The sequence below is a fragment of the Desulforamulus profundi genome, from assembly GCF_002607855.1.
On the sequence record NZ_AWQQ01000049.1, the window covers coordinates 38,425 to 61,197 of the forward strand.

At 47.1% G+C, this 22,773-nt stretch carries 17 protein-coding genes and 6 pseudogenes; 6 read left to right on the forward strand and 17 right to left on the reverse strand.

Translation table 11 applies throughout. The features are described 5' to 3' along the window. Positions 1 to 117: 117 nt before the first annotated feature. From mutS to P378_RS08575, 6 genes and pseudogenes are all read right to left on the reverse strand, one after another. Positions 118 to 2,711 (reverse strand): annotated as a pseudogene (gene mutS / locus P378_RS08550) (DNA mismatch repair protein MutS). A gap of 172 nt (positions 2,712 to 2,883) precedes the next feature. Continuing rightward, the gene (locus P378_RS08555; RefSeq protein WP_099082950.1) at positions 2,884 to 3,261 is read right to left on the reverse strand and encodes a YlbF/YmcA family competence regulator; all 378 of its coding nucleotides are present in this window, start codon (positions 3,259 to 3,261) and stop codon (positions 2,884 to 2,886) included. A gap of 33 nt (positions 3,262 to 3,294) precedes the next feature. Further along, positions 3,295 to 4,674 carry a tRNA (N6-isopentenyl adenosine(37)-C2)-methylthiotransferase MiaB gene (gene miaB / locus P378_RS08560; RefSeq protein ID WP_099082951.1) on the reverse strand — a complete coding sequence of 460 codons (1,380 nt, stop codon included), beginning with the start codon at positions 4,672 to 4,674 and terminating at the stop codon, positions 3,295 to 3,297. A gap of 590 nt (positions 4,675 to 5,264) precedes the next feature. Beyond that, positions 5,265 to 5,543: pseudogene (locus P378_RS08565) on the reverse strand (NAD-dependent epimerase/dehydratase family protein); the annotation flags it as partial. Positions 5,544 to 5,577: 34 nt separating this feature from the next. Continuing rightward, on the reverse strand, positions 5,578 to 6,567 hold the full coding sequence (locus P378_RS08570; RefSeq protein ID WP_099082953.1) for a GDP-mannose 4,6-dehydratase: 990 nt from the start codon (positions 6,565 to 6,567) through the stop codon (positions 5,578 to 5,580). After that, positions 6,548 to 7,285, reverse strand: a complete 738-nt coding sequence (locus tag P378_RS08575) for a glycosyltransferase family 2 protein (RefSeq protein ID WP_238473049.1) — start codon at positions 7,283 to 7,285, stop codon at positions 6,548 to 6,550. Before P378_RS08575 ends, P378_RS08570 begins: the two co-directional genes overlap by 20 nt. 204 nt (positions 7,286 to 7,489) lie before the next feature. On the opposite strand from P378_RS08575, the pseudogene minC reads away from it, so the two are divergent. Continuing rightward, a pseudogene (gene minC, locus P378_RS08580) lies at positions 7,490 to 8,181 on the forward strand (septum site-determining protein MinC). 176 nt (positions 8,182 to 8,357) lie between these two features. Here minC and P378_RS08585 read toward each other — a convergent pair. From P378_RS08585 to P378_RS18970, 6 genes and pseudogenes are all read right to left on the reverse strand, one after another. After that, complete coding sequence (locus tag P378_RS08585) at positions 8,358 to 8,672, reverse strand: hypothetical protein (RefSeq protein WP_099082954.1); 315 nt, start codon at positions 8,670 to 8,672, stop codon at positions 8,358 to 8,360. Positions 8,673 to 8,760: 88 nt separating this feature from the next. Beyond that, the gene (locus P378_RS08590; protein WP_099082955.1) at positions 8,761 to 9,954 is read right to left on the reverse strand and encodes a sulfite exporter TauE/SafE family protein; all 1,194 of its coding nucleotides are present in this window, start codon (positions 9,952 to 9,954) and stop codon (positions 8,761 to 8,763) included. A 47-nt stretch (positions 9,955 to 10,001) separates the two neighbouring features. Next, positions 10,002 to 10,190, reverse strand: coding sequence for a hypothetical protein (locus tag P378_RS08595; protein WP_099082956.1), 189 nt, complete (start codon positions 10,188 to 10,190; stop codon positions 10,002 to 10,004). Positions 10,191 to 10,838: 648 nt separating this feature from the next. Next, positions 10,839 to 11,135 (reverse strand): hypothetical protein, encoded by a 297-nt coding sequence (locus P378_RS08600; RefSeq protein WP_099082957.1) that lies wholly within the window; start codon positions 11,133 to 11,135, stop codon positions 10,839 to 10,841. A gap of 261 nt (positions 11,136 to 11,396) precedes the next feature. Further along, a pseudogene (locus P378_RS24090) lies at positions 11,397 to 11,767 on the reverse strand (response regulator). Between the two features lie 121 nt (positions 11,768 to 11,888). After that, positions 11,889 to 13,381, reverse strand: a pseudogene (locus P378_RS18970) (ATP-binding protein). 1,028 nt (positions 13,382 to 14,409) lie between these two features. Between P378_RS18970 and P378_RS08615 the strand changes: the two are divergent. After that, entirely contained in the window at positions 14,410 to 14,907 is a 498-nt protein-coding gene (locus P378_RS08615; RefSeq protein WP_099082958.1) for a hypothetical protein, read from the forward strand. 189 nt (positions 14,908 to 15,096) lie between these two features. Here P378_RS08615 and P378_RS08620 read toward each other — a convergent pair whose 3' ends face one another. Continuing rightward, positions 15,097 to 15,636 (reverse strand): NUDIX hydrolase, encoded by a 540-nt coding sequence (locus P378_RS08620; RefSeq protein ID WP_099082959.1) that lies wholly within the window; start codon positions 15,634 to 15,636, stop codon positions 15,097 to 15,099. A gap of 618 nt (positions 15,637 to 16,254) precedes the next feature. On the opposite strand from P378_RS08620, the gene P378_RS08625 reads away from it, so the two are divergent. The 4 genes from P378_RS08625 (at position 16,255) to P378_RS08635 (ending at position 19,329) form a co-directional block, all read left to right on the forward strand. Next, positions 16,255 to 17,253, forward strand: a complete 999-nt coding sequence (locus P378_RS08625; RefSeq protein ID WP_099082960.1) for an acyl-CoA dehydratase activase-related protein — start codon at positions 16,255 to 16,257, stop codon at positions 17,251 to 17,253. A gap of 85 nt (positions 17,254 to 17,338) precedes the next feature. Beyond that, positions 17,339 to 17,554, forward strand: coding sequence for a hypothetical protein (locus P378_RS23515; protein WP_338013877.1), 216 nt, complete (start codon positions 17,339 to 17,341; stop codon positions 17,552 to 17,554). Next, positions 17,539 to 18,360, forward strand: coding sequence for a CoA protein activase (locus P378_RS08630; protein ID WP_338013878.1), 822 nt, complete (start codon positions 17,539 to 17,541; stop codon positions 18,358 to 18,360). The genes P378_RS23515 and P378_RS08630 overlap by 16 nt, the downstream gene beginning before the upstream one ends. Before the next feature lie 9 nt (positions 18,361 to 18,369). Beyond that, positions 18,370 to 19,329 (forward strand): acyl-CoA dehydratase activase, encoded by a 960-nt coding sequence (locus P378_RS08635; RefSeq protein ID WP_099082961.1) that lies wholly within the window; start codon positions 18,370 to 18,372, stop codon positions 19,327 to 19,329. Positions 19,330 to 19,382: 53 nt separating this feature from the next. Here the strand turns inward: P378_RS08635 and P378_RS21440 are convergent, their stop codons facing one another. The 4 genes and pseudogenes from P378_RS21440 to P378_RS08650 all read right to left on the reverse strand — a co-directional run bounded on the left by P378_RS21440 (position 19,383) and on the right by P378_RS08650 (position 22,626). Continuing rightward, positions 19,383 to 20,243: a sensor histidine kinase gene (locus tag P378_RS21440; RefSeq protein WP_238473051.1), complete on the reverse strand. Its 861-nt coding sequence runs from the start codon at positions 20,241 to 20,243 to the stop codon at positions 19,383 to 19,385. 53 nt (positions 20,244 to 20,296) lie between these two features. Next, on the reverse strand, positions 20,297 to 20,848 hold the full coding sequence (locus P378_RS21445) for a hypothetical protein (RefSeq protein ID WP_238473052.1): 552 nt from the start codon (positions 20,846 to 20,848) through the stop codon (positions 20,297 to 20,299). Then, a pseudogene (locus tag P378_RS08645) lies at positions 20,845 to 21,536 on the reverse strand (response regulator). The gene P378_RS21445 and the pseudogene P378_RS08645 overlap by 4 nt, the downstream one beginning before the upstream one ends. A gap of 154 nt (positions 21,537 to 21,690) precedes the next feature. Beyond that, on the reverse strand, positions 21,691 to 22,626 hold the full coding sequence (locus tag P378_RS08650) for a DMT family transporter (RefSeq protein WP_099082962.1): 936 nt from the start codon (positions 22,624 to 22,626) through the stop codon (positions 21,691 to 21,693). Between the last annotated feature and the right edge of the window lie 147 nt (positions 22,627 to 22,773).

A 22,773-nucleotide genomic window follows, 5' to 3' on the forward strand; every position in this document is an offset into this window, starting at 1 on the left:
AGGTAATCGAACCGACATCCCCTGCAGAGTAACAGTTATTCGCCTCCAAGTGGATATCATATCCCAAGTTTATCATAATCTCATTTGTAATTGCATTATGAAAAAGTAAACAATAAATTATTTCTTTTTTCGTAGTTTCCTTTGCAGCTTATCCAGGTAATTGAGACTCTGGAGCGGCGTCATGTCGGAAATATCCAGGGCTAATATTTCCTCCCTCAACCGGTTATGGTCCGTCGAAAACAGGCTAAGCTGTTCACTCATTGCAGCAGCCACCTGGTTCTTCCCCGCCACAACCTCCCGGGCTGCCCGCTGGTGAAATTCCAGTTTTTTGACCAGCTCCCCGGCCCTGTCGATAATGTCTCCGGGCAGGCCGGCCAGCCTGGCACAGTGTACGCCGTAGCTTTTACTGGCCTTGGCCCGTACCACCTTCCGTAAAAAAGCCACATCGTCCCCCTGCTCCTTGACGGCAGTGGCATAATTCTTCAGCCCGGGCAGCAGTCCCTCGAGTTCGGCCAGTTCATGATAATGGGTTGAAAAAAGGGTCCGGCATCCTACAGTATTATGTAAATACTCAATGACAGACTGGGCAATGGCCATCCCTTCCAGGTTTGAAGTGCCCCTGCCCAGTTCATCGATAATAACCAGGCTTTTAGGAGTGGTATGGTCAATAATTTGCTTGGTTTCAAACATTTCTACCATAAAGGTACTTTGTCCCGAGGTAAGGTCGTCCGAGCCCCCACCCTGGCAAAGATCCTGTCAACAATCCCGATGCTGGCCCAGGAAGCCGGCACGAAGCTCCCCACCTGGGCCATCAGCACAATTAAGGCCACCTGTCTCTGGTAAGTACTTTTCCCACCCATATTGGGTCCGGTTATTAAACACAGCCGCTCGTTCTCTGTGTCCAGGTAGGTGTCATTGGGCACAAACCCTCCCGGTCCCAGGGTCATTTCCACCACGGGGTGCCGTCCCTCCGTGATTTCAATTCTGCCGTTATCGAATACCTCGGGCCGTACATACCCATGGCGGGCTGCCACTTCGGCCAGGGACACCAGCGCATCGATTTGGGCCAACAGAGCGGCGGTTTTTTGGATTCTGTGCACCTCGGCAGCAACCTTATTTCGTATTTCCACAAATAAATTGTATTCCAGTTCTACCAGCCTGTCTTCGGCTCCTAAAATCATACTCTCATATTCTTTAAGCTCCGGGGTAATAAACCGCTCGGCATTGGCCAGCGTTTGACGGCGCTGGTAATAATCCGGCACTGCATTGAGGTTGGCCCGGGTCACCTCCAGGTAGTATCCAAAAACTTTATTAAAACCTACCTTTAAGGTTTTGATACCGGTCTTTTCCTTTTCCCTGGCCTCCAAACCGGCCAGCCAGGTCTTGCCGTCCCTGGCGGCGGCACGCAGTTGATCAACCTCAGGATGAAAACCGTCTTTGATCAACCCCCCGTCCCTGAGAGAAACAGGCGGGTTTTCCGCCAGAGCGGAAAACAGCAGCTCTTTCAGGTCAGTCAGAGTATCAAACTGCGAGTAAATATTTCGTAATAACGGGCTCCGGCAGTCCTGCAGTGCTTGGTGAATCAGGGGAAGCTTGTCCAGTGAACCCATCAGGGCCGTCATGTCCCGACCGTTGGCGCTGCCGTAGGCCACCCGTGCCGTTAACCGCTCCAGATCATAAATTTGCTTAAGGGCGCCTGCCAGTTCCTCTCGCAGCAGGAGGGAGTTCAGCAATTCCTCCACCGCGTCCAACCGTTCCTCAATTTTGACCAGGTCGATCAGGGGCTGTTCCAGCCAGTTTTTCAACATCCGCCCACCCATGGCGGTCCGGGTTCTATCCAGGACCCAAAGGAGAGTCCCCTTTTTCTCCCCATCCCTTAACGATTTAGAAATTTCCAGGTTCCGCCTGGCAATGCCGTCCAAAACCATGTAGGCTTTGGGAGAGTAAGATGTAATATCATTAATATGTTTTAGCTCACGCTTTTGGGTGTCCGTCAAATAACGGAGCAAACTGCCGGCTGCCAGGTACACCGCTTGCTTGTCCAAATACGCTTTTATCTTGCCTTCTCCGAAATGGTCTGTGAGAATTCGTGTGTAGTCAGGAAAATCAAAATTATTGCCAAGAGATGTAAAGGTGGTGGCGGGAAGGCTGTTGAGCACCCTGGTCGCCTTTTCATCATTATACATGCCGTAGTCTAAAAGCACTTCTCTGGGTGACAACCGTACGATCTCATCCAGCAAACTGTCCAGAGCCCAGGGGCCTTCCATCTCCGTCACCTGGAATAATCCCGTTGACAAATCGGTTACCGCCATGCCGTAGGTACTTGTATTCACTTGACAGATGGCCAACAGGTAGTTATTATCCTTTTCATTTAACATACTCCCGTCGATGACCGTACCGGGAGTAACCACCCGCACCACTTCACGTCTGACAATTCCCTTGGCGGCCCTGGGGTCCTCTACCTGTTCGCAAATGGCCACCTTATATCCTTTATCAATTAATTTACTGATATAATTGTCCGCCGCGTGAAAGGGCACGCCGCACATAGGGACACGTTCCGGTTCCCCGGCATCCCGTCCGGTCAGGGTTATTTCCAACTCTTTGGATGCCAGTTTGGCATCTTCAAAGAACATTTCATAAAAGTCTCCCAAACGAAAAAATAAAATGGCATCGGGAACCTGTTTCTTTATATCTAAATACTGCTGCATCATTGGAGTTAAGGCCACAAATATCTCCCTCCCGTTCCCCAATTATACCATAGACAAGCCCTCTACAGGTGGCATTGTGCTAAAAGGAAAACCCCCTGGAAGGTCCCAAGGGGCTTTGCTCTTAACAATTCATTTTTACAGGTGAATGTCGTAGAACTACGACTGTTCCTTAGCCTCAGGAGTGAGGACCGCAAGCGGAGCAACTATGGGCTTTTGGGGGGTTCCCCTCAATTCCTTCACTAATGCGTTCATTTACTTGATTGAGGAATTTTTGGAACTGCTCCTGAATTTCTGCAAATTCCCTGATCAGGGGATTTGACATCATCTTGTCTTCCATGGCGTACACTTCGTTCAACTGTTCATCGGTCAGTTCCTGGCCCTGCATCCGCATAATCTGATGAGACTGCTGCAGATGCTGAAATTTTTCAATTAAAGCGATGGCATCAACATCTGACATCATAGCAGCTTCTTTTTCACGCATGGTTTTGTATTTCTCAGACTCGGCGATAAATTTTCCCAACTCCAAAGCCTTGTCTAAAACCATATCACTCATAATTTTCACCTCCCCCAGTCATGTTCAGAGAATTTATTGATTGGCACCCTCAAGCACCATTTCTCCCTCCAATAAGTTGGGCCTGCCCTTGGTGATTCTGACTTGAACCAGTCTCCCGGTCAGTTCAGTGGGGCCCGGAAAAACCACCAGTTTGTTGGTGCGGGTACGCCCGGCCAACAGATCGGGGTTGGTTTTAGTTTTCCCTTCCACCATCACTTCAAAGACTTTGCCTTCTTCCTGCCGGTTGTTTTCATAGGAGATTTTGTTCTGTAATTCGATTAACCGCTGGATTCTCTCACTTTTTACTTCCTCCGGCACCTGCTCCATTTTGGCAGCTGGTGTGCCGGTCCGAATGTTGTAGACAAAGGTGAAGGCGCTGTCGTAACGGACCCGCCTGACCAAATCAAGGGTGTCCACAAAGTCCTCTTCGGTTTCACCGGGAAAACCAACCATTAAGTCCGCCGTGATACCGGCGTTGGGCACCGCACTTTTGATTTTTTGGATGAGTTCCAGGTAATGTTCCCGGGTATAGCCCCTGTTCATCAACTTCAGAATGCGGTTGCTGCCCGCCTGGGCAGGTAGGTGAAAATGCTCGCAGACCTTTTCCGCCGAGGCGATCACATCAATCAAGCGCTGGTCAAAATCCCGGGGGTGGGAAGTCATAAAACGGATGCGCTGCAACCCGTCGATTTTGTCCAGGTCAACGAGAAGATCCGCAAACCGGTAATCAATATCCAGTTCTTTGCCGTAAGAATTCACGTTCTGCCCCAGCAGAGTGACTTCTTTATAACCTTCCTGAACCAATCCTTGAATTTCTTTAATGATATCCTCGGGTTTCCGACTGCGCTCCCGTCCCCGCACATAGGGAACGATGCAATAGGTGCAGAAATTGTTGCAGCCATACATGATGGTGACCCAGGCCTTAAGCTTGTCTTTGCGGCGCACCGGGATATTCTCGGTGATCCCTTTCTCGGTGGCCCAAACCTCCAGCACCGCCTCGTGATTTTCCTGCACTTGATGGATCATGCGCGGCAGTTCGTGCACATTATGGGTGCCGAAGATCAAATCCACAAAGGGAAAGCTGTGACGTATTTTCTTTGCCACATCCTCCTGCTGGGGCATACACCCGCACACCCCTAAAATCAAGTCCGGCTTCGCCACCTTTAATTTTCTTAAACGCCCCAGCAAACCGAAAACCTTGCTCTCGGCCGTTTCCCGGACACAGCAGGTATTTAAGATGATAATATCCGCCTCTGCCTGGGATTCCGTAGGACTGTAACCCAGATCCTCCAGCATTCCGGACAGAGATTCCGCATCCCGTTCATTCATCTGGCAGCCGAAAGATTGGATCATATATCGCTTTTGACCCTCTACCTTTTTGTTTGGGGATGTGTATTCAATTCTTTCTGCCATCTATGTTTATGCCTCCGACAAGCAGTTGGGATAAATTTCATTGAGCACTAACATTTTCCCATATTTATAGTGGGAATGCAAATCATTCGTTATATTTTTAGGAAAATGTAATGGAAAAATACTTTATAAAAAGTAAAAGGACCCAAACAATAACGATTGCTTGGGTCCTTTAGTTTTATCAAGTTATAACAAGTGTTTGCCGTTTCTTAAAAGCACTTCCATGACAGCCGAGGTATCTAAGGTAACGTTGGGAACTACCCAGAGCGCCAGTAACACAATGGCCATTGATAAAACTGTTATTAAAATTTTTCTCATTTTAGAAATTCATTCCTTTCTTGGTGCCTCCGATATTCCACAATTATATAGCCTAAATATTAAAAAACGAAGAAACAATTCTTAAAAATTTATGGATTTACATAAAGGACGCTTTATAAAGGTTTTTGTAACATAAAATTTTAATTAATGCAATGGACAGGCCAAAAAAATTAGACCACTTCTTTTTTATTATAAGCCGCCAGCAGCATGAATTACGTTTCGAACAGGAACCACACAAAAAGGCACCACTTGAAGTGATGCCCTTGCTGCTATTATTATCGTTTTTTTCCTTTCATGGTGCCCATAAGGTTGGTTTGGTAGGCCTGTTGAATGGCTCCCCAGGAGCGCCCCCGGGGCCTGACGCCCGCTAAATGAAAAACAATCTCCGGCTGAGAACGCCGGATTTCATGATGAAGGGTTGTGTAATCCAGGATATCGGCAGTACTATACGTTATGTCGGCATTGTCCGGAGTTTGCGATCCCCTGCTTCTGGTCACCGCCAGGATCGCAACCTTTTCGCCGGTCAAGCGACGGATCAGGTGGGAGCCGATGAAGCCGCCGGCCCCGTTACCAGCACTCGTTTCTTCTTTACCCCAAGGTCCTCACTCCCTCGAAGTACTGACGGTACCAGGCCAGGGTTTTCGCCAATCCCTGCTCCAACTCCCACCGGGGAACCCACTGCAAAATCTTCCTGGCTTTGCTGCTGTCACTGTATTGATGCTCGATTTCACCGCCCGGGATACTCTTTCCCTTCACCTGGGGCTGTAGATCTTTCCCGGACACATTGATGACAGCCTGAACCATCTCCAGCACGGTAAGGGGGCGGTGCGGGGCAAAGTTAAAGGCCTGACCCATCACTTCCGGGCGGTGGAGGTTTTCGGCCAGGGTGAGATAGGCGTCCACCGCATCTTCCACATAAAGATATTCCCGCAGGGGAGAGCCGTCGCTGCGAATCACGGGGGCCCGGTTTTCCAGTACCGCTTTCATGCTGCTGGGGACAATCCGGTTAAAGTTCAAGTCGCCGCCGCCGTACACATTGGCCAGCCTGGAGATGGCCACCGGCAGGCTGTAGATATGATAATAACTCTGGGCGATTAAATCGGTACAGGATTTTGATACATCATAGGGATGTTTGCCCCTGAGCGGGTGGTCCTCCGCATAGGGCAGCTGTTCGGCCTCACCGTAGGCCTTATCACTGGAGGCCACCACCACCCTTTCCACCGTAGGGGAAAGACGGCAGGCCTCCAGGACGGTCCAGGTGCCTTTAATGTTTGATTCAAAGGCGGAAAGGGGCGAACGATTGGCAATGGTTACGATGGTTTGGGCGGCCAGGTGAAAAACCGTATCCACTTCGTATTCCGCCAGCACCCGGTTGACAAAATGAAGGTCGGTAATATCCCCGTAGGCAACCTGAATACGGTTGATGACACCCTCTTGAAAAAGATTGCTGTACCCCACGTGATCCCGGATGATACCAACCACCCTGGCTCCTTCCTTAACCAACCGGCTGGTTAACCAACTGCCGATGATGCCGGTACAGCCGGTCACTAAAACATATTTATCCCGCCACTGACTCATCTCCTACCGCAACATTTAAATAATTGGCCTTCAGCATAACCTCCGCGTCCAAAAACCAGTCCTTGGAGCTAAGATTTAACTCCTCATAACACTGCCGGCTCATAATTTTGGGCGACCCGTTAATATCGCCAACATTTACCTTAAATGTATATACAAATAATTTGTTAAATATGTGGGTTACTATTTTTCTCGTCAGGCCGTCTTCCCGGCGGCACCGCTTCACCTTGCAAAGCTGGTATTCCCCCGCTACCATTTCCTTAAATACCCTGGTGACATCCGCAGGGTCAATTTGACCGTCGCCGCCCATAAAGCCGAGGAAATCCCCGCCGGCCCAGCGGAGCCCGTTGATGATCCCCCAGCCGTAGCCCTGATTTTGCGGCACTTTGACCACTTTGCAGGATGGATTGCTTCGAGCCAGTTTGGCCAGGATCAAGCCGGTATTGTCCGTTGATCCGTTGTCCACCAAAACCAGTTCATAATCGATTTGTTCCCTTTTCAGTTCATGTCGGAGTTCTCTTACGACCTTTTCTGCGTTTGCTTCTTCGTTATACATCGGTATGACCAGCGACAGTTTTGGACCTACCGGGTTACCCATTGGCTGGTCCCGTTGGCGGGAAATCAGCTCTGGCTGGCGGTACTGTTGTTTAAACTTTTTGCCGGCCTGGTGCACTTGATAAACACCCTGTTGATAGGCCTCACCGCTAGCCGCCTTTATCATTACCTGGCTTCCCCTACTCTTTTACAGGCGGATAAAATCAGCCTGTAAAAAATGCTTTCTGTAAATTTGGCGGGCCTTCGGCAAGTCTCTTCCTGGAAAGACAAATTACTCTTGTTTTACGATTTTTTCCGGTTTACTAAGAAGGATTTTCTCACCTGTGGTCGAATAATCTACCTAACATGTAAAAATTGGAAGGTGACTTTCATGAGTGACGCGGTCAGTATCAAAGGAACCCGGCACGGGCTGTTAATCCTGGTTGACCAGGAGCGGGACTTTGAGGATATCAAACAGAATTTATATAAAAAGATGGAAGCTGCCCGGGGATTCTTTAAAGGGGCGAAATTCGCCTTTTACCAGGAACCTGTCGAAAATGATCAAAGACGGGTGCTGGAAGAAATCTGCCAGCAGTACGGGTTAATCCACCAACCGGAAATAAAAGCAAAGGTCAACAGCACACCGGCTGCCACCCCTTCCGCCGAGAAGCAGGCAGTAAACCAACCGGAACAAACGCAGAGGACAACAAAGTCTACAACCAAATCGGATACCCTACTGGTGAAAAGAAGTTTGCGTTCCGGCCAGCGGATCAACTATCCCGGTCATGTGGTTGTGCTGGGCGACATACACGCCGGCGCCGAAGTGGTAGCTACGGCAATGTTCTGGTCATGGGCTGCTGCCGGGGCGTGGTTCATGCCGGGGCCAACGGCGATCAAACCGCCCGGGTGGTGGCCCACCGCCTCTCCCCCTCCCAGTTAAGAATCGGCACCTCCATCGCCTGCGCCCCGCCGGATTCCCAAAGCCAGGCAGCCTACCCGGAGATTGCCTACCTTTCCGAAGACAGCCAAATCATTGTAGAATCCTACAACAGCAGCCGCCCCGCCGGGCGAAACACCGCTTAAAAAGCAAAAACCCCGGAACTTCTGAGGTTTCCTCAGTGGTTCCGGGGTTTTATTTTACATCTGGACTAATATGCAGAGCCTATGGCAAGTGTTAATTCCCAATATAATATAAAAAAATTATTAATATACCCAAGGTTGGCCAGGAATACAGGCAAAGGTTGTGTGTATGGTAATATCTATATTCCGGGAGGCCTTGGACGCCAAACAACTTTGGGATTTTCGGGATCCCAGTAGGCATCACAGGCCAGACAACAATACTTACCCAAGGATGGGGTTACAGCCAGTATCAAGCCAAAAAATAACAAGAAGGGAATCATTAAACGCCCTAGTGGATAGATAAATCCAAAGAGATAGCAAAAAACAGATAATATAATTCCTACACCAAATCCGGCCGCCAACTTGACCAATCTTGCGGTGGAGGTGTTTTGAGACCCACATTCCGGGCAGGTAGGCCGTTCTAAAAGGCCTGTTTTACGGATAAATGCTAACATTAGATCACCTCCGGAAAATTAATGTTAAATACACTGGATAAATCTTTTTAGGGCACCCCGGTATACAGCCGGGGTGCCTCCATGCTACTTATACAGTTGCAGATGTATTAGATGATTTGCGCTTTTCACTTCGCTCTTTAGCCATTCCCTGGAAGCAGAGATATAAGATGTAAGCGCTGAGACCTACTGCAGAGCCTAACATAATCCACTGACTCAGTTCCCTCAACCACCAGAACTTGATAAAAGCGGAGTACCATTCTGGCTTACCCATTTCCGTAACTACATATTGATGCATAACATCCTTTTTAACCATCATTTGCTTAATTTGATCTGCCTTAAAACCTGCATCTTTCAGAAAAGCGGATACAGGCTTTTTATAGGTGCGCTCAAAAAGCCAACCGATTTGACGCAGAGTAACTGAAATGCAGGCCAGTGCTACGGTTATACCAAATAAAAATCTTATAAATAAGCCATGAACATACTTGGTAGTCAGTGTGCCAAACTGGGCGCCAACCGCGGCTCCTAAAAGCATGATTACGGCTCCAGCCAGTTCAACCTTACCCTTTACGGCATAACTGAAACCACCATAAGCACCGGAAATCATTACCTCAAACAAGTCAGTACCAACAGCCACCTTGGTAGGTACACCAATGACATACAATAATGCCGGTACCCTCAGGAAACCGCCGCCCACACCCAGAAAACCTGCTACAACACCGGTAATGCAACCCACAAATATAACTGCCCAAATAGATATTTTAAGGTTTGCCACCTTGCAGTGAACTACCGGCGCCACATTCAGGGTTTTCTGGACATAATCTGAGAGTTTTGTTCCTACGACGTCGGTATACTTTTTGCCTGTCACTATTTCTTTTTTACGGGCCTTAAAATATTCATTAAGAATATAAACAGCCAGACCACCGAGAATAACAATGTAAACCCACCGCACCACCGGACCTTCAATACCTTTGCTAGTTAACCACATAATTAACTGGGCACCCACTTCGATACCCGCAAAGGTTCCAATAATCATTAGTATAGCAATTAATACACTTACATGACCAAAACGCCAGTGCCTAAAGGTTGATACAACGGACTTACCTGCCACATGTGCCATATCGGTACCAACCGCATAAGCCATTGGAAAACCAAATATATTAAGGGCCGGAGTTACCATAAAAGCGCCACCGATTCCAAAATAACCGCCAATTACACCTACACAAAATCCAATTAACAGTAGTGGCCAGATAGCCATTTCCACGCCAGATATTGGCATATACATAAGTTCCCACCTCCAATTTATAAACAAAAAATTTTAAACAAAAAATTTTAATGCATGCCGCCACCTTCTTTATATTTACCAAGGTCAATTTTCAGAGCTTTAAAAACTAATTCTGCACAACCAGCAAGTACTGCCCCTATTCCGGCCATAGTTACAACAGTTAAAAGTCCGAACTGCATAGGCTTTTCCTTGGACAACACAGCAGACCACTGCCAGAAATCATTCAAGAATTCCATATTCCAACCTCCTTACATGAATTATTTATTTGCCAACCATCTTGCCGCTAAATATACAATAAAACCAGTAAGATACGAATATTACACATGTCGAAACCATAATTGTTCGATATAAAGCAGCCATTAAATCAACCTCCTTTTTAAAACTTGTCTTTGTGATTACTATCACTTATTAAATTTAAACTACTAGATTCCGACAAATATCATTTTTTAATACATAATAAGCTCTTCGTAACCACCTCCCCTTTTCTGAAAGTCCTTGCCCTATTATTCATCATGGCCACATTGCCCAGGTTAGCGACAACCCTTTGTTTAACTTTACCTTCTTCCCTATAGTTCTTGATAAGCTTGACATAGGTGTGCTCATTACCATTAACACGAGTAATTAATTCCGGAAAAACATCATAGGCATCCCTCCTTATTTTTTTATCAAAGTGCTATAGGCCCTTATCAGTTAATTTAGCCTCTATGGCTTGTTAGCGAATTAACTAGACAAGCCGTTTTGTCTGGTCATTCCGGTGGCATTACCTGTTTATCCAGTACCCAATTATTTTCACTGCAGGGTACAAAAAATAATAGGCCGGTTAATCTTGCTAAATGGCTTGCAAGATTAACCGGCCTATCGTTGTTCGATTCGGCCACCATGAGTTATTTAATTATGCTATGAAAGGTAACAAAAAAGTGTTTTATTGTCAATTGGTTAAATGATATAAGGTTGTAGTTATTATGTTTTTTTATAGTAGCGTCTCCATCATTTCTTTGACGTGTATTCTTTAGGTTTAGCGGTTTGTCATCAAGTCTAATTGTTTTTACGGCTTCATATATAAGAACAGGTTCACCATTTTCTACGCGTATCTTCATATCACCCCAACCAAACTCACGGATAAATAAGACTAATTGCTTTTCCTTATTGCTTAGGCCTCGAGTAGTCCGTTCATCTGACATGCTGGAACCCCCCTTAGCTACTTTGACTTTATAGAAAAAGAAGTAGTGGAACCAATATTGGGTATTATAGAAATAACAAACCGGTTTTTCGTTACATTTGGAACAAAAATAATAGGACGATTACCTTTGCACTGGCAAAGGCAATCGCCTATCGTTGTTCGATTCGGCCTACATTTTTATTCTTGACGGAAAAGTAACACATACCTATTTTTTTGTCAATCAATTAAAATCGTTTTATTTTAACAAATGTTGGTGCAACCTTTATTTCACAGTACTGAGCACCCTTTTGATAGTTTCCTTGATGTCATCCAGGCGAAAAGGTTTTGATACATAAGCCGTAGTCCCCTTGGCTATAGAGTCAGTCGCGGTAGGAATGCTACTGTATCCGGTCATGAAAATCACCGGCAAGTCCGGCCACTGCTTTCTAATCTGTTCCAGAGCCTCCAACCTGTCATCCCGGGCATTTTGTAATCCAGCAGAACTATAGAAACCTCCTGTGAAGCAAGTATCTGCAGCCCCTCAGTACCGCTGGCTGCCTTAAGTATCTCATAGCCCTCCTGTTGCAGCGCTTTTTCTAGTGCCCAGTGCATTTCAAGTTCGTCATCAATAATTAAAATTATAGTCTTAGACATTAAACCATACCTCCCTATTCGTAATTTTAGTTTTTCCTCCAAAATTCACCTTCTATTTCTTGCTCTTTATTGCACAATATGTTACGTTCAGATTTTACAAAGTTAAATAATGACCAAAACCCTAACCATTCGCAGGTAAACAAATAGTAAAACTTGCTCCTTTTCCTGTCAAGCTTTCTACACTAATTGTTCCGCCGTGGCTCTCCACAATTTTTTTGCTAATGGCTAACCCAAGCCACTGCCTCCGGTTTTTCTTGAAAAAAATGGTTTGAATATCTCAGTTAAGTCCTCCTGTTTGATTCCCTCTCCTGTATCAGTGAATGATACACAAACCGCATCCCCCTTAACAAATGTTTCTATTGTAAGGGTACCTCCATGAGGCATAGCCTGTATTGCATTGATAATGAGGTTCATGAAGGTCTGGGTCAACTTTTCCTGATCACCTTTAACAAAAGGTAACTCTTCGGAATGAATAATGCTTAAGACAATCTTGTTTTTTCGAAAAAGTTGTTTGACCGTTGATGTTACTGCACTCACCAGTTCCCGAAGGTCAAAAATCTCCCTTTTAACCCGGGTTGGGCTGCCAAAGTTTAACAACTCTGTGGTAAGGAGGTTATGGCGGTCTAGCTGTTTCTGAATCATAGCCAGACACTCTTTTAATTCCAACTGGTTTCTTACCTGTGGTTCCATTAACTCAACCGTAGTCTGTATAATGCTAACCGGGCTACGCAATTCATGGGCAATATCTGTAACAAACCTGCCCAGAGCGGATAGGTACTCAGCACGGCGGAGTTCTTCCGCCATTAGTTCTTTTTCCGTAAGGCTGGCTGCCATCTTGTTAATAGCCCTTGTAATCTGTCCCATTTCTCCAGGCATATCCGGTAATGGGCTGTTTAAATTACTTTCCAGCTTTATCAGCCCGTCTCTAATATGTCTTACTTTCCTAACCCATGATACTATGGAGACCAAGGTAGTGCCAACTCCAAAGACAAATATTACCAGTGTAAATATCAATATTATTTGGCGGGCATTAGCACTTTCCGCAAAAATCGGATGCATTCGCTCCTGTGCCCAGACTACCGCAACCAATTGGGAATTAACGCGGATAGGGGCCAGGTATTCCAGAAACCTATCGTCCCAGGTTTTCCCCAATTTGGTAATGGGGACTCCCCCTGCCAGTACGGCTTTAATGCCGTCAGCTGTTTCATTATAGATACGCTGCAAGCGGGTGCTCGGGCTCTCGCCTCCCGGCGGGGGGTTTTCATGTAGGTAACCTTGAATGTAAATTTTATCTTGTTCTACAATATATAAACCCAGCCTAACTCTCTTGTTAATGTCGACTATCGGTTCTGCGCCTTCCTCAAAGGATTTTCTTAAGGCAGAAGAAACATCCAGTTCGGGATTCTCCTTTAATTGGATCGTTACTTGATTTTGTATTTGGTTGCTCATTCTGTCAACAATACGGGTAAGTTTATTCTCCAGATCCTGCACCAAAACATCATCTGTCCTGGAAAGAAATGTAATGTCAAAGGCCATTATCATTACCGGAACAAGAAGAACAGATACTAGAATAACCATCTGAAATCGAAAGTTCTTCGGCCAGAAACTAAACATAATTTTATCCCCCTAAACTAAAGAATAATACCAGGGATACTACAAGAAGAGAACGCAATGATTACCTTAGCACATGAACAACAGAACAAGTAAGGAAGTGGCTTTGAGATATTTTTTTGGGACTGGCTTTCAGTGGTTGACGTAGGTGTTATTTAATGCTAATATTTAATCAAAATAAACAAATATATGCAAGGTCGAATCGAACAACGATAGACCGGACGCCTCACAATTGGGGCTGCCGGTCTATTTTATTTTTGGTGAAAGGAGCATATAATATGTCAATCCATTCACATTCCAGCGAACATTACTCAGGAATAGGTATTTGCCATTTGGTAAGCCAGATCAGGAAAACTATAGCGGGATTTTTCCGTAGTAAGCATATAACAAAAACCGCTAAACTTTATCATGACAATTTTTCCTATGATTTAGTGCCAGACACAGCCATAAACAGCTTTGCCAATATGCCCAGGGTTACATCCGTAGACACCGGCGACCTGTATATCTGTGTTTTTGAAGAACCCCACTACCAGGGGGAGTACCAAATTCTTAAACCCGGTGAAAAAGTAATCCTCGGTCAATGTGGGTCAATCGTTATAAGCTTGCACCCGGTTCCAGTTGACAGTTTTCGAAGTAATGCCAGACCGCCGTCGTGGTGCTGGGAATTATCAGGCCACATGTATATCTGGCGCTTTTCCTCGAATTATAAGTATGTCTGATTTAAAAAAACACCTTATTCCAAAGTCCATTTCCGATAATGTTCTGGGTATTCCCGTAGCGTCCCAACCACATTCAAGTTGGCAAGTTACGGGAATACCTTGTTAGATGACGTCACAACACCCATTAATTAGTCTAAAAACCAATATCCGTTGCAAAGACATTGTACTTAAACTCGGAATTATAATCCGAAGTGTGAACCTTCTTCTCAAAACTGCAAATTTTTTAAGAGGTACAATTCGGACAGAAGATACATTATTTTAATTGAAAACGTGATATTTTTGTAGACCTACAATCAATGGAGGTCATTGATTATGATACAGGTGAATCATTTCAGAGAGGTTGTTGGTATTCGCAAGTCCTGTGGTGAAAAGGATTTTGCATCGTGTGAAAACGGCTCCTGCCCGTTAAAGGCAAAGGGAACCCTTAGCATGACGGTCTGTGAGCTGGTCACTTCTCATATGAATACCGAACCGGCTTCTGTGGAAATAGTTTGCAATTGCCCTGTGGAGGACGACCCGCTGGGGATTAAAGACTTCTTTGAACACTGTGAAAAGGGTTATATCCGCCCCACTTCCCGGCAATTGGAGTTCATGAAGCGCCAGCATGAAAAATGTCAGAACTGCCCTGCCAACACCAGGTACACCATGCATCATTCTAAATTAAACATTAAAATATCTCCCCACCTCTGCACGACCCTTAAGTCAACGGCCCAGACCATAAGAGAGGCCGCCAAGGGTAGTTCATGCTGCTTAATCAGCCCGAGGCCCTCTAAAGAATTTCCTCCCAGAGCTCTTTCCATGGGAAAATAATCTCTAATAAAACCAAACCCGAGGGTAGGCTTTTGCCGTCCCTCGGGTTTATTCATTGGCGCAAAATGTTTTCTGCAGGCAATCTCTGTTCATTTTCCAGATGAATACTTTCCAAACCAGTGCTGTCCAGAATTTGATTAATTCTTTATTCAACATTTCACTCCTTTTTGCAATGACTATTTTAAGACGTTACTCCTTTAACATATTATAGGCCGCCAGCAGTCCGGCAATGGTCTTGCCGTCTCTGATTTTTCCGTTGTAGATCATGGCAATGGCGTCCTGCAAGGAAACGGCTTCGACCTGGACAAACTCGTCTTCGTCGGGGTTCTGTTCGCCGGGGGTCAGTTCCTGGGCCAGAAACACGTGCATTAATTCATTGGTAAAGCCCGGGGTGGTGTAAAATTCGCAGATTTTCTCCAGAGAACCGGCGGTATAGCCGGTTTCTTCCTGCAGTTCCCGGCGGGCGCATGTTTCCGGGTCCTCCTTTGGGTCCATTTTGCCCGCGGGGGCTTCCAGCAAAACATCTCCCACCGGGTAGCGGTACTGGGTTACCAGCAGGACTTTGCCGTCCTCCGCAATGGGCACAATGGCCACCGCCTCGGAAAATTCCACCACCTCTCTGCCGCTTTCTTTCCCGTTGGGTAAAAGCACCCGGTCCACTCTCAGGTTTAAGATTTTCCCTTCATAAACACGTTTCGATGAAATGGTTGTTTCTTTTAAATCCTTCATAACATCCACCCTTTTCAATTACTTTATAACCTTTATTCCCCGCAACAAAACTTTATCCTGCTTATAAAAATACTGTCCTTATTTTTAGGTTTTATTTACGGTTCCGGATTTTTTCCTGGGTATAAAAGTCCATTTTGACAAGGTACTTCTGACATATTAAAATAAACCATGTTAGCGCCCACTAACATTGCAGGATCCAAAGGGGTGTGACCGTGAATACAGTAAACACATCCGAAAAAATTCTGGAGGCTGCTGACAAACTATTTCTCAGAAATGAAGGAGAATGGTATCGTTCATGATCCTCCAGATATTGGTATGAATTTTATTTCTGCTAATTTCGGGCTGTTTATGTATTTTTTTATGATCGGAGGGTTAACCAAAAACCTCGATATTCACACCTGTATGAGTCATTACGTTAAAACATTTACCAGGGGAATAACTTCATAGTTTATTTTCTCAAAAGATTATGAGTATTCATCAATGAAAAATTAACGTGAATTTATAGATTTGCTCACCGGTTAGTAAGCAAATGTTTGCACTGAAGTTGGCCTATTTTATGAAGGAGTTTCATAGAGTATGTAGAAATTATTTCCTGTCAGTAGTTAAGGAGGGCATGGAATGTCTGCTGCTACAGTAGGGATACCACGGGCGTTAGCCTATTATTTATACTTCCCCAGATGGCGTGCTTTTTTGAATGAATTGGGCGTAAATGTTGTCACCTCAGGTTTAAGTAACAGACAGATGCTTGACGACGGTGTCAAGGAAGCACTGGCGGAAGCATGTGTCCCTATTAAGCTTTATTATGGTCATGTCCTTTCTCTTAAGGATAAGGCAGATTATATATTTATTCCCAGGCTGTACTGTCTGAACAGTCAAACCCTTTACTGCCCAAAATTTTTAGGTTTGCCGGACATGATTAAACACAGCCTGAGTCATTTGCCTCCGGTCATCGACACCATGTTTAACAACCGTTCTAAAGGATTTCTGGCCAGGCGGACTGAATTGGCCAAGTCCTTCTTTGAATTGGGCAGTAAATTCACCAATGATAAACTAAAAATTCTTAAGGCCTTTTATCGTTCATTAACTACCGAACACCGGTATCTGGAGTTATTGCAATCCGGTCTGCTGCCCAACCAGGCCATTACCGTTTTGGGCGGGGCGAAAAATACTGACACTGTTTATGCCGAAGGCTCTCTTAAGTTTGCCGTCTTGGGTTATCCCTACCATCTTTACGATGATTTTATTAATGTCGGGGTTCTAACCAAGCTGCGCCGCCTGGGCGTTCAGGTGGTAACCACAGAGAATTTGTCGCCGGCGGTATTGGTCAGACAGAAGCACCAGTACCCCAAAGACATGTTCTGGACCTTTAGCGACCGGGCCTTTCGCTCTGCCCTTCACTTCTTTCAGGAAGGCCGGGTGGATGGTGTTATTTATGTTACCGCCTTTGGCTGTGGGCCTGATGCGATGGTTTACCGGATGATTGAAATGGAATCCAAGAAGTACCCGCATATTCCCTTTATGATTTTGATGATTGACGAGCACAGCGGAGAGGCTGGCATATCCACCAGACTGGAAGCCTTTACAGATATGGTAAGACGCAGAAAAAAGGGGGTCTAGTGGATGCTGAAAGTGACTTTTCCCCGCATGGGCCATTCCTATATTGCCTTTAAAATGCTGATGGAGGAAATGGGCAATGAAGTAATTGTTCCCCCCGGCCCAGCAAAAAACCCTGGACCTGGGGGTCCAACATGCTCCGGAGTTTGCCTGCTTGCCCTTTAAAATCCTGCTGGGCACTTATTTAGAAACCATCGAGATGGGCGCCAACACCCTGGTTACTTCCGGCGGACACGGACCCTGCAGGCCGGTTTGTATGCCCAGGTCCACCACAGGATTATTGAGGACTTGGGACATAAGGTAAATATGGTTTGTTTTGAAGCGCCGCTCCGGCACCCCATCGACTTTTTGAAAAAGGTTAACTTCCTTAACAGCGCCAGGCTGTCTTACCGGGCGGTCTACCAGGCCATTAAAAAGGGCTGGCACAAGCTGAAGGCATTGGATAACGTGGAGAAACTGACCCACAAAATTCGACCCAGAGAACTGGTGGCCGGCACCACTTCCAAGGTGTACCACAAGGCCCAGCTCTGGCTGGACAAGGCGAAAACCTACGGGCAAATCGATGAAGCTTATAACGAATCCGTCAAGGCGCTGAACAGCATTCCCCAGGACCCTGACCGTATGGTTTTAAAGGTAGGCATGATCGGGGAAATTTACGTTCTCCTGGAGCCGGCCAGCAATCAGGAAATTGAAGAAATTCTGGGTAATTTGGGTGTAGAAGTGGAACGGTCCATGTTTTTAACGGGCTGGACCAGGGACAATTTGAACAAAAACAGTGAAGATGTGGTGACCTGCCATGAAGCGGCAAAATCCTGGATCCCGGTGGCCATCGGGGGACACGGTCAGGACTCGGTGGGACACACGGTGCTTTATGCCCAGCGTGGTTTTGACGGGGTGGTTCAACTGGCCCCCTTCACTTGTATTCCGGAAATCGTTTCCAAAACAGTCTTAACAAAGGTAAGCCGTAAGTATGACATTCCGGTCCTTACGTTCTTTTTGGATGAACAAACAGGCAAGGCCGGGATGGCCACCCGTTTGGAGGCCTTTGTGGATTTGTTAAAAAGAAAAAAACTTGCACGCCTGGATACCCATCCGGCTGTAACGAGTTAGGAGTAATGTATGAAGGCTTATTTAGGAATAGACGTTGGCTCCGTAAGTACAAACATTGTTATCGTTACAGAACAAAATGAAGTGGTCACTTCCTTATATCTCCGGACCAGGGGTCGTCCCATCGAGGCGCTGCAGGCGGGTTTAAAGGAGGCTGCCGCAGAAATTCCCTCCGACCTTGAAATCTCCGGGGTCGGTACCACCGGCAGCGGGCGCTTTTTGGCCGGTGTGATGGTGGGTGCGGATGTCATTAAAAACGAAATCACCGCCCATGCAGTGGCCGCTTCACTGGTCGAACCCAACGTGCAAACGGTGCTGGAGATCGGCGGCCAGGATTCCAAGATTATTATTCTGAGAAACGGCGTGGTTACAGACTTTGCCATGAACACCGTCTGTGCGGCAGGCACCGGCTCTTTTTTGGACCAGCAGGCTTCCCGGTTGAGCATTCCCATTCAGGAATTCGGCGGTCTGGCTTTAAAATCCACCTCCTCCGTCAGGATTGCGGGACGGTGTACGGTTTTTGCGGAATCCGATATGATTCACAAGCAGCAAATGGGGCACCGGGTGGAAGACATCATTAACGGCCTCTGCGAAGCTTTGGTCCGCAACTATTTAAACAACGTAGGCAAAGGCAAGGAGATCCTGCCCCCAATCCTGTTCCAGGGAGGGGTTGCTGCCAATGAGGGTATTAAGGCTGCCTTTGAAAGGGCCCTTGGCTTTGATGTACAGGTGCCCAAGCATTACAACGTGATGGGAGCCCTGGGCGCCGCCCAGCTGGCCAGGGAGGAACTGAGCCGGGGCGGTAAGACAAAGTTTAAGGGCTTTGATGTAACCAGCCTCTCTTATAAAACCCGCAGCTTTGAATGCAACGACTGCTCCAACCTCTGCGAGATTGTTGAAGTATTGGAAAATGACGCCACCATTGGCCGCTGGGGTTCCCGTTGCGGCAAGTGGGAGATTGCAGATTTATAACAAAAAGCAAAGATGGCTACGCAGAAATGCATAGCCGTTTTTCTTTGATTCATTTATTTCGGTATGGTAAACCTGAAGGTTGTTCCCTGGCCGGGCTTGCTGGACAGGGTCACAGTGCCGCCGTGCAGTTCCACCAGTTGTTTGACAATGGCCAGTCCAAGCCCGGTACCGCTGACGGAGCGGGAACGTGATTTGTCTACCTTGTAAAATTTGTCCCAAATAAATTTCTGTTCGCTTTCCGGGATACCGGGGCCGTTATCCCGGACTTCGGCAATCATTTCGTGCTTGCCTTCCATTAATTTTACGAATACTTCTCCCCCACCGGGCGAAAAACACAGGGCATTTTCAATCAGGTTAATCAGTATCTGCCCCAAACGGTCCGGGTCTGCCTCCACTGGCACTGCCTGCTCCGGTGTCTCGAGTCTGAGTTGGATTTGCTTTTCTTCGGCCAACCCTTGCATTCTTTGTACCACACCGGTGAAAATGCCTGCTGCATCTACCCTTTCTTTATAAAAGTTTACCTCACCTGTCTCGATCTTTCGTAAATCCAACAGCTCATTGGCCAGGCGTCTCAACCGCAGGGTTTCTTCCAAAATGTTGTTGAGATACTCCCTTTGTTTTGCCGGGTCTTCTATCACCCGGTCCAGCAAAGCCTCGGCATTCCCCTGGATGATGGTGAGAGGGGTTCTTAACTCGTGTGATACGCTGGCCACAAAGTCCCTCCTGGTCTCATCAACCTGGCGCAGCAGGTTGATCTTTTCTTCCAGCTCACGGGAAAGAGTGTTTAAAGAGTCCGCCAGCAAACCAATCTCGTCATCACCGGAGATGCGGACCCTCTTGCTGTAATCTCCCCGGGCCATGGACCTGGCTACATCCTGCATTTGGAGCAGCGGTCTGGACAGGGAACGGGACAACAACCAGCTAAAGAGCGCAGCCAGCAGCAGGCCAAACAGCAGGCTGTATAAACTTACTCCCTGCAGGCGCGCAGGTTGGCATCAATGGGCTGCAGGGGTGTACTGACGGCCACCGCACCGATCACTGAACGGTCTTTTTCGATGGGGACCGCCACGGTAATGACCTCCGTTTTAAACATGGGATGAAGGCCCCGGTAAACAACCGACCGGCCGGCCAGCACCTCATCCATATCCACCTGGGAGAACTGCTCCCACATGCCATGCCCGAATCCCTGGGGTCCCATTCCCATGCCGTGCATCATGCCTCGGGACCAACCGCCGCCCCGGGTGCTGTAAATGATTTGGCCCTCGGTATTCAAAAGAAAAACCGTGGCCTGCAAACTGCCGGCCAGCCCGTCCAACTGCGAGTAAACCGCTTCCGTACTGCTGTCTTCCGCAATGGCGCCGGCGGCACCCCCGGCGCCATCCAGCAGCCTGTCCACCTGCTGCCGGTAATAGGTTTTCTGCAGCAGCCACAGCTGGGTCAGGGTCGCGATGCCCAGGGTCAAGAGCACCAGCAGCGCCGTGGCAAACCAGAGTTTTTTAACAATACTGCCCCGCATCATTTGGGTACCTCGAATTTATAGCCCACTCCCCAGACAGTGGCAATGGTTTGTTTGAGTCCTGCTGCCGATAGTTTATCCCGCAGGCGGTTGATATGCGTATCCACGGTACGTAAATCCCCGTAAAAATCATAACCCCAGACATTTTCCAACAGGTTCTCCCGGGAAAAGGCCCTGCCCGGCGATCTCGCCATATAAAGGAGCAAATCAAACTCCTTGGGTGTTAAGGAAATTTCCTTCTCACTGACTTCCACTGTCCGGGAATCGGGATTGATCCTCAGGTTGGGAAAAGCCAGCATGTCCGGTGCCTTTTGGAGAGGTTCCCTTTCCGGCGCCACACGTCTTAGCACCGCTTTCACCCGGGCCACCAGTTCCCTCGGCTGAAGGGTTTAACAATGTAATCGTCCGCCCCCACCTCCAGCCCCAGGACCCTGTCGATTTCCTCTCCCTTAGCTGTTAACATAATAATAGGGATGCGAGAAAATTTGCGAATTTCCTTGCAGACAGTAAACCCGTCGGTGCCGGGCAGCATAAGGTCCAATATAAGTAAATCGTATTGATTGTCCTTAACCTTTGTCACAACCTGACTGCCGCTGTCATGCTCGTCCACCTCAAACCCTTCTTTGACTAAATAAACCTTCACCAAGTCCCTGATTTTCTCCTCATCATCAACCAGCAATACCTTCGGCAAGTCAACCACCTACCTATTGTTGTTTATAGCAGGTCAAAAAGCAAAACCCGGCGTTTGAGAAGTGAGAAGTGAGAAGAGTAATAAAGGATTTATAAAAAATTCTCTCACCTCTAACCTCTCACCTCTCAAATACCGGGCTGCGCCTCAACTATTCTTAGGAATTCTGTTGGACACCGGCTGTGATGACGGCTTTGGCAACCCGTGCAGGTTTCGTTACCATATATACGCCGCCTAATATCAACATCGCACCGATGGGATGAAAGGTTTGTAATCGCTCACCCAGCAGCAGGATGGACAGGCATGCCCCGGACAGGGGAACGATATTTTGGAAAATGGAGGCCTTTCCTGCCCCTACCCTCTTGATTCCTTCAAACCAGAAAACAAATCCCAGGGCGGAGGCCATGACAGCCAGATATCCCAAACCCACCACAGAAGTTTGTGTCACGTTGGCAAAGGGCTCCTCCGCCAGCTGTGGGATGGCTGCCAGGGTCAGCATGGCCGCCCCGATCCCCATGGCATAGGTGGTGGAAACCACCGGGGATAACCTCTTCATAATGATTTTTCCGCCAACGGAGTAAAAACTCCAGGTCAGCGCGCTGCAGGTCAACATAATATCCCCGGGGTTAATATCCCAGGCCAGCAGCGCAGACGGCACCCCCTTGGTCACGATCACCACCACGCCGCCCAGGGATACCAGGAAACCCATAGCCTGCCTGAAATTCAAACATTCTTTCAGGACCAGAGCGGATAAAATAGCCGTTAATACAGGTCCGCAGGCTACCAGCAAGGAGCCATCCATCGCTGCCGATATCCTAAGACCATTAAAAAACAGGATATTATAAAGAAAAATACCAGAGAAACCAAGAAAGATCAAGACAGGCCAATCCTGCAGCGAAACCCTGGCTTTCCCCCTCTCCTTCCAGAGCATAAAGGGAATCAAGCATAAAAAGGCCAACCAAAAACGGGCCACCGCGGCCACCAGAGGATGCAATTCCGTAACCACCATCTTGGCTGCCACAAAGGCCCCTCCCCAGGCAACGGTAGCCAGGGTCAACATAAAATAACTGATGATATTTCCCCTACCGGTCAAGAATCATTCACCTGCCAAAATTTTGTTATCAAAAGATTATAGTACTATAATAACACAAAGATATTGAATGGAATTAAGAAAAATTAAAACATCACCTTAAGCACTGGCTCGCTGGTATGACAAATATTTTTGTCATTATTTAAACAA

What these genes read in the sequence shown, in the direction of transcription:
- P378_RS08625 (WP_099082960.1), top strand. Translation starts at nt 16,255, where the DNA reads ATGTCTGCTGCTACAGTAGGGATACCACGGGCGTTAGCCTATTATTTA.
- P378_RS08620 (WP_099082959.1), bottom strand. Translation starts at nt 15,636, where the DNA reads ATGAAGGATTTAAAAGAAACAACCATTTCATCGAAACGTGTTTATGAA.
- P378_RS08585 (WP_099082954.1), bottom strand. Translation starts at nt 8,672, where the DNA reads ATGTTAGCATTTATCCGTAAAACAGGCCTTTTAGAACGGCCTACCTGC.
- P378_RS08595 (WP_099082956.1), bottom strand. Translation starts at nt 10,190, where the DNA reads ATGGAATTCTTGAATGATTTCTGGCAGTGGTCTGCTGTGTTGTCCAAG.
- P378_RS08575 (WP_238473049.1), bottom strand. Translation starts at nt 7,285, where the DNA reads ATGATAAAGGCGGCTAGCGGTGAGGCCTATCAACAGGGTGTTTATCAA.
- P378_RS08570 (WP_099082953.1), bottom strand. Translation starts at nt 6,567, where the DNA reads ATGAGTCAGTGGCGGGATAAATATGTTTTAGTGACCGGCTGTACCGGC.
- P378_RS08635 (WP_099082961.1), top strand. Translation starts at nt 18,370, where the DNA reads ATGAAGGCTTATTTAGGAATAGACGTTGGCTCCGTAAGTACAAACATT.
- P378_RS08600 (WP_099082957.1), bottom strand. Translation starts at nt 11,135, where the DNA reads ATGTCAGATGAACGGACTACTCGAGGCCTAAGCAATAAGGAAAAGCAA.
- P378_RS08590 (WP_099082955.1), bottom strand. Translation starts at nt 9,954, where the DNA reads ATGTATATGCCAATATCTGGCGTGGAAATGGCTATCTGGCCACTACTG.
- miaB (WP_099082951.1), bottom strand. Translation starts at nt 4,674, where the DNA reads ATGGCAGAAAGAATTGAATACACATCCCCAAACAAAAAGGTAGAGGGT.
- P378_RS08615 (WP_099082958.1), top strand. Translation starts at nt 14,410, where the DNA reads ATGATACAGGTGAATCATTTCAGAGAGGTTGTTGGTATTCGCAAGTCC.
- P378_RS08555 (WP_099082950.1), bottom strand. Translation starts at nt 3,261, where the DNA reads ATGAGTGATATGGTTTTAGACAAGGCTTTGGAGTTGGGAAAATTTATC.
- P378_RS21445 (WP_238473052.1), bottom strand. Translation starts at nt 20,848, where the DNA reads ATGATGCGGGGCAGTATTGTTAAAAAACTCTGGTTTGCCACGGCGCTG.